The organism is Haloferax sp. s1, assembly GCF_058382125.1.
This window is the reverse complement of the sequence record NZ_JBZRPK010000537.1, coordinates 1-6,838: the sequence shown is the minus strand read 5'-3', so window position 1 is coordinate 6,838 and position 6,838 is coordinate 1. Positions and strand designations below refer to the sequence as shown.

At 62.7% G+C, this 6,838-nt stretch carries 5 protein-coding genes and 1 pseudogene; 2 read left to right on the top strand and 4 right to left on the bottom strand.

From position 1 onward, the window contains the following. Window positions 1-452: phosphorylase family protein (locus tag QT222_RS09305; RefSeq protein ID WP_491477000.1), on the top strand; the 452-nt coding region annotated here is incomplete at its 5' end. A 12-nt stretch (window positions 453-464) separates the two neighbouring features. Here QT222_RS09305 and QT222_RS09300 read toward each other — a convergent pair. From QT222_RS09300 to QT222_RS09285, 4 genes are all read right to left on the bottom strand, one after another. Further along, window positions 465-914 (bottom strand): DUF8108 domain-containing protein, encoded by a 450-nt coding sequence (locus QT222_RS09300; protein ID WP_491476999.1) that lies wholly within the window; start codon window positions 912-914, stop codon window positions 465-467. A gap of 32 nt (window positions 915-946) precedes the next feature. After that, complete coding sequence (locus tag QT222_RS09295) at window positions 947-2,020, bottom strand: segregation/condensation protein A (protein ID WP_491476998.1); 1,074 nt, start codon at window positions 2,018-2,020, stop codon at window positions 947-949. After that, entirely contained in the window at window positions 2,013-5,735 is a 3,723-nt protein-coding gene (smc, locus tag QT222_RS09290) for a chromosome segregation protein SMC (protein ID WP_491476997.1), read from the bottom strand. Before smc ends, QT222_RS09295 begins: the two co-directional genes overlap by 8 nt. A gap of 84 nt (window positions 5,736-5,819) precedes the next feature. Further along, window positions 5,820-6,128 (bottom strand): DUF7518 family protein, encoded by a 309-nt coding sequence (locus QT222_RS09285; RefSeq protein WP_491476996.1) that lies wholly within the window; start codon window positions 6,126-6,128, stop codon window positions 5,820-5,822. 249 nt (window positions 6,129-6,377) lie between these two features. Between QT222_RS09285 and QT222_RS09280 the strand changes: the two are divergent. Next, window positions 6,378-6,838, top strand: a pseudogene (locus QT222_RS09280) (Asp-tRNA(Asn)/Glu-tRNA(Gln) amidotransferase subunit GatB); the annotation flags it as partial.

Here is a 6,838-nt window from a genome sequence, read left to right as displayed (position 1 = left end):
TCTCCATCCTCACCGAAGCGGCCGAAGAAGCGACCGACGCGAAAATCCAATCGGGCGGAACCTACGTCTGCATCGAAGGTCCCTCGTACTCCACGAAAGCCGAAAGCGAACACTACCGGGCGCAGGGCTGGGACGTCGTCGGTATGACGACCATCCCCGAGGCGAAACTCGCCCGCGAGGCCGAAATCGCCTACGCGACCGTCACCGGCGTCACCGACTACGACGTGTGGAAAGAAGACAGCGAAGTCACGCTCGACGAGGTGCTGAAGAACGCCGCCGCCAACGAGGACGCAATCAAGGAGACCGTCGAAGCGGCCATCCGCAAGATTCCAGACGACCACGAAACCGACAGCCACTCCGCGCTCGAAGGGACCATCAACACGCCCGACGAGGCCATCCCCGCCGAGACGAAGGAGAAACTCGCGCCGCTTATCGACCAGTACGTCGAGTAATCAGGTAGACGCTCAGCGATTCAGTTCCTCGCGTTCGGTCGCGTCAGAAGCACCTCGCGCGGCCCTGTCGGTCGGCGAGAACTCGACTGCGTGACACCGTTCGCAGTACTCGTTTTTCCCGTGTTCCGTCGTCGTCAGCGGAACCCCCGCCGCGACGAGTTGCGTGCTGAACTCCCGAACGACGCCGCGGGTGTCGGAGTCGCCGCAAACGGTACAGTTGCGGACTGGCTTCGGTGTCGTAATCACGTCTCTGACGCGACCCATCTCCGTCGGTCTGTACGAGACGTAGCCGGCGAAATAGCAGTGTAGCCAGAAAATAGGAAGGAAAAACACGACTCCTAACTCGGGGAGTGAAGGAGCGAGAATAACCGCGGTGAGGAATGCGAATAACGCCGAGGTGAGAAGCGAGACGGCGACAGTCAGGCGACGAAGCGTACTGGAGAGCAGGGTCGGTCGGGGCACACCGGAAACTGACGAGTACCTGAAATAAATGCTTAGTCGTCTGCGACGGCTTCGGCTTCGAGTTCGGGGTCGTCTTCCGTTTCGGGGGCGTCTTCGCTTTCAGCGTCCTCACCCGACGAATCCGCATCGGGCGACGCGTCGAACACCTCGGGATTCCGAATCCAGAGGTCGCCGAACAGTTCGTCCTGCTTGAGAAAGACGGTGCTCCGGTGGGCGAGGAACAACAGCGCGAGATACGTCGTCATCACCGTATCGCCCACGTCGCGAATCTCGGCGAAGAGTACCTCGTCGCGGCCCTTCTCGTAGTGCGTCGAGACCACGTCGCGGACGGCGTCAACGACAGCCTCGATGTCCTCGTTGTGGGCGGTTCCCGTCACGTCGTCTTCGGTCGGTTCACCCGCGCCGCGCATCTCACCGGGCGTGTGGTAGTCGAGGGTCTGCGTCCCGCGGGAAAACCCACGCGGCGACTCGGAGGTGTCGTACTCGCGGCGGCGCTTCCACCACGACCCGCGTTCGACTTCGCGGAGTTCGCGGACGAGTTCGTCCAGCGTCTCCGGCGACCCGCGGGCATGCTTGCGTTCGAGTCGGCGGTCCATCTCGTCTTCGAGCGCATCGATGGGGTCGAATCCGGGCGGGCCGCCGCCGTCGTCGCCGGGGTGGCCGTCGTCCGCGCCGCCCTGCATGGCGAGTTCCCACGGTTCGAGTTCCTCCTCGTCGGGTTCGTCGGGCGCGAGGAGTTCGTCGGATTTCATCCGCAACAGGACGCTCGCGTAGAACAGCGCGCGTCCGGTCGTCCGGAGGTCCATCGCGTCGAGGCGCTCCAAGAAGGCGTCTGTGACATCGACGATGTCGATGTCCCACGGGTCGATGGTCCCCTCTTTGGCGAGTTGGACGAGCAGTTCGACGGGTTCGACCTCGTCGTCGTCCGTCTCGGACACGTCTTCGGGGAGTACGTCGTCCATCGCGTCCTCGTCGGGCGCGTCCGCGTCGGGGTCACCGTTAGGTGTGGCGCTCGTGTCGTCGGCGAACGCTAAGCCATCGCTGCCGGAGGACTCGCGCTCTCCGCGGTCACGCGTGAGGTTCAATTCGGGGATGTCGTCAGTCATCCGCCGGAACCTCCGCTTCGACTTCGACGCCCGTGTCACCACCGTCGTCGCCGTTGTCAGTGTCGTCTCCATCATCGCCGCCAGTTCCGTCGTCACCGCTGGAGCCACCCGTGTCGTCACCGCTGGAACCGTCCGTGTCGTCACTCTCGTCACCGCCGTCGCCGCCGAACTGGATGCCGGTGACGGCGCTGACGTTGTCACCCTGCATCGTCACGCCGATGGCGCGCTCGGCGCGTTCGAGGAGCGCCGAGCGGTGCGAGACGACCACGAACTGCGCGTCTCCCGCGAGGTCGTCGACCATCTGGCCGACGCGCTCGGCGTTGGCGGCGTCGAGGAACGCGTCGACCTCGTCGAGCGCGTAGAACGGCGCGGGGTTGTGACGCTGGATAGCGAAGATGAATGCGAGTGCAGTCAGCGACTTCTCACCGCCGGACATCGCATCGAGGCGCTGAATCGGCTTGTCGCCGGGTTGCGCCTTCATCGTCAGGCCCTCTTCGAACGGGTCTTCGGGGTTCTCCAACTGGAGGTGACCCGTCCCGTTCGACAGGCGCTCGAAGATTTCGGTGAAGTTCTCGGCGATAGCGTCGAACGACTCCATGAACGTCGCCTTCTTCTGAGACTCGTACTGGTCGATGCGGTCGGCGATGGCGTCGCGCTCTTCGACCAACACGTCGCGGCGCTCCTGAAGGTCTTCGAGGTCGGCCTTCACGTCGTCGTACTCGTCGATGGCGAGCATGTTGACCGGTTCGAGCGCCTCCATCTCCTCCGTGAGTCGCTCGATTTCGGACTCGACCGTGCTGTGGTCCGGAATCTCTTCGGGGTCGTAGTCGCCGACCTGTGACTGAAGTTCGTCGATTTCCCATTCGAGCCGTTCCGCGGCCGAGCGCATACTTTCGAGCTTGGATTCGACCGCGTTCACCCGGTCTTTCTTCTCGTCGCGGGCGCTACGCGCTTCGCGGAGGTCCTCCTGAAGCTCGCGACGGTCTTCCTTGAGGTCGACCAGTTCGTCTTCGAGTTCGGCGACCGCCTCGCGCTTGGCTTCGAGGTCGTCTTCGCGCGCTTCGATTTTCGATTCAGCCTCGGAGATTGCTTCGCGGGCTTCCGCCTTGCGGTTCTGGGCGGCCTCGACCGTGTCGTGGAGGTCGTCGACCGCGTCCTCGGCGTACTGCTTTTCGAGTTGAATCTCGTTGAGGCGGCCGTCGAGCGTCCCCATTCGGTCTTCGAGGTCGTCGATATCCGCGCGAATCTCGTCCGCTTGGGCCGTGAGTTCCGGGATTTTGGAGTCTTCGAGTTCGGACTCGATATCCTCGATATCCGCTTCGACGGCCTCGATTTGCTCGTCCAACTCGGCGATTTCGTCGTCGAGGTCGGACATCTGCTCGTCGACCGACTCTCGCTCGGACTGGAGTTCGTCCAGTCGGTCGTTCAGCCGGTCGGTTTCGGCTTCCGCCTCCTCGATGTCTTCCTCGGCGTCTTCGATTTCGCGCTCGATTGTACGGACGCGGTCGGCAGCGTCGGATGCCCGGCCGCGGGCGTCGTCGAGGTCGTCGTCGATATCTCGTATCTCGCTGTTGAGCGAGCGACGGCGGTCTTCGAGTTTCGTGATTTCCTTGGCGATGCGTTCGAGTTTGCCTTCGCCGGATTTCGAAAAGGAGTACCGAGAGCCACCGCCGGACCCACCAGTCATCGCACCGGAGCGCTCGACGAGGTCGCCGTCGAGGGTGACCATGCGGTAGTCGCCCATCAGGTCGCGGGCAGTCTGCATGTCCTCGACGACGAGCGTCGAGCCAAGCACGTACGAGAAGATGGACGCGTACTGGCTGTCGTAGTCGACGAGGTTGCGCGCGAAGTCGACGACGCCGGGGTGCGAGGGCTTGCGCGGCAGGCTACGGTTGTCCATCTTCGTGATGGGCAAGAACGTCGCGCGGCCCGCGTTGCGGGACTTCAGGTGGTCGATACAGGACGAACCCACGCCGTCGTCGTCGACGACGACGTTTGCGAGGCGACCACCGGCGGCCGTCTCGCAGGCTTTGGCGTACTCGCCGTCGACGGAGCCGAGTTGCCCGACTGCGCCGTGGACGCCGGAGAGACCGGCGTTGAGGATAGTCGTAACCGCCCGCGGCCACGAGTTGTCGCCGTTCTTTCCGGCCCGCGCTTCGAGGCGGGCGTACTCGGACTGCTTGGTCTGGAGTTTATCTGTGACCGCAGAGAGTTCGTCGTTGAGTTCGGCCTTTTCGGCCTGCAAGTCCTCGATAATCCCGTCAATCTTCGCCTTGTTCTTCTCGGCGGTGTCGAGTTCGCTGTGCAGGTCGGAGAGCGTGGCCTTCAGTTCGGGGATGCGCTCGCGGGCGTGGTCAATCTCGGCTTGCGTCTCCGAAATCTCGTTCGAGCGTCGGCGCGCGTCGTCGAGGAGTCGGTCCTTGGCGCGCTGGCGGTCGTTCCTTTCGTCTTTGAACTCGTCGAGGGTCTCTTTTTTCTCCGCGAGTTCGGCCTTCAGTTCGTCGAACTCGGTGTCGACCGAGTCGATTTCGGCCTGCACCTCGGAGAGTTCGACCCGCTTCGACTGGATGTCGCTTTTGACCGACGCCTTTTCGACTTTGATTTCGCGGATGTCGTCCGACAGGTCGTCTATCTTCTCTTGCTTGCGGTCGATGTCGACGAACGCCGTCCGTCGTTCGGCCTCGGCGTCGTCGCGCTTGTCTTCGGCCGCCTCGATGGCGATCTCCAGGCGCGCGATGTCGCCTTTGATTTCCTCCATCTCGGATTTGATGCGGAGTTGTTCGTCCTCGCCCTTCCGCTCGATTTCGTGGGTGAGGTCTTCGAGGTCCTCTTCCAGACGGGTGACCTTGCCCTGTCGCTCGTCGAGTTCGGCTTGGAGTTCTTCGAGGTCGGATTCGGTGGACTCGATGCGCGACTCAGTCCGAGAGAGGTCGTCGCGCTTGTCTTCGAGTTCTGCCGCCTTCAGGTAGCCTTCGTACTCTTCTTTCTCTTCGCGGAGTCCCTTGTACTGGAGTGCAGTCTCTCGTTCGTCGGCGAGTTGGTCGAGACGCGTTTCCTTTTCTTCGATTCGGAGGTCCGCCTCGTCGACGCGCTCTTCGACCGCTTCTAACTCCTCGAAGGCGGCGTCTTTCTTCTCGTCGAACTCGGCGACGCCAGCGATTTCGTCGATGATGCCCCGCCGCTGGTAGGGCGTCATGTTGATAATCTCGGTCACGTCGCCCTGCATGACGACGTTGTAGCCCTCCGGGGTGATACCCGCTTGCGCGAGCAGGTCCTGAATGTCAGAGAGGTTCACCGACCGCTCGTTGAGGTAGTAATAGGAGTAGTAGTTGTCCGGCGTCTCCTTGACGCGGCGCTTGATGGTTATCTCGTCTACGTCGCCGACGTTGTCGGTGCCGGCGGCGTTGACGACCTGCGACCGGTCGAGCGTTCCCTCGGAGTTGTCGAGGACGACGGTGACGCTTGCCTCTTTGGGTTGCGTCGGGCCTTCGTCACTCCCGTCGGCGTGGCCGGGGTTGTAGATGAGGTCCGTGAGCTTCTCGGCGCGAATCCCGCGGGTGCGGGCGAGACCGAGTGCGAAAAGGACGCCATCGATAATGTTCGACTTTCCTGAACCGTTCGGGCCCGTAACGACCGTGAAATCCTCGTAAAACGGGATGCGAGTCGGCCGCCCGAAGCTCTTGAAACCGTCAAGGACGAGCTCTTTGATGTGCATGTGTTGGTGTTCACGCGGGCGACGCCCGCAAGGGGAGCGCGCCGCATGGACACAGGGCGCGCTCGCGTCTGGCGGCGCGCCCGATTACGCGACGATGATGTCGTCGTCGGCGGACTCGCCGTCGTCTTCGTCCGTCATCTCGGACTCGTCCGTTTTAGTATCATCGTCGTCGACCGACTCTATCGGCTCGGCCTCGACGGATTCTTCTTCTTCTTCGTCCTCTGGCTCCCAGTCGCCGCGGCGGCGCGGGGCGCGAGACGGTACTTCCACGTCGTTTGCGTCCTCGACCTGTCGAAGTCGCTCTTTCGTCTCGACGAGTTCCTCGGTGAGTCCGTTCACCGCGGCCTGCAGTTCTGCAACCTTCGATTCGAGTTCCTCCACCCGATTGCTCATGGGTAAAATAGCGCCGCGCGTGAGACATAAATGTGCGTCAGACAATCACCGAGAATGTGATACGTGCGCGAGCGGTTTCTTTGGAACCTGTTATCTGCCGTTAGTAGCCGCCTAAGTCACAATACGGGCCGTTCGATTCTCAGCCGTCGTTCACAATGCTGCTGTGAGATGAACCGAAGCGATGCCGACAGACCCGCCGCTCGCGACTGTCCCGTTAGTCTTTAGCCCACCGCCGCCGAAGCGCGGCCAATGACTGCGCAAGCGCTCGAACAGCGCGAACTCGCGGTCGTCATCGGGTTGGAGGTTCACGTTCAACTCGAAACGACCACGAAGATTTTCTGTAGCTGTTCGACTGAGCCTGCCGAGGACGAGGAGCCGAACACCCGCGTGTGCCCGGTCTGTCTCGGGCTACCGGGCGCGCTCCCGGTACTCAACGAGAAGGCTGTCGAATCGGCGGTCAAAATCGGGAAGGCCCTGAACGCCGATATCGCCGAGGACACCCGGTTCCACCGGAAGAACTACTACTACCCCGACCTCCCGAAGAACTTCCAGATCACCCAGTACGACGCGCCTATCTGTGCCGACGGGACGCTGGCAGTCGCCGCCGAGGGGAACCGCCGCGACATCGGCATCACGCCCGCCCACCTCGAAGAGGACCCGGGCAGCCTCCACCACAACGGTGGCAGCATCGACACCGCGGCCTTCACGCC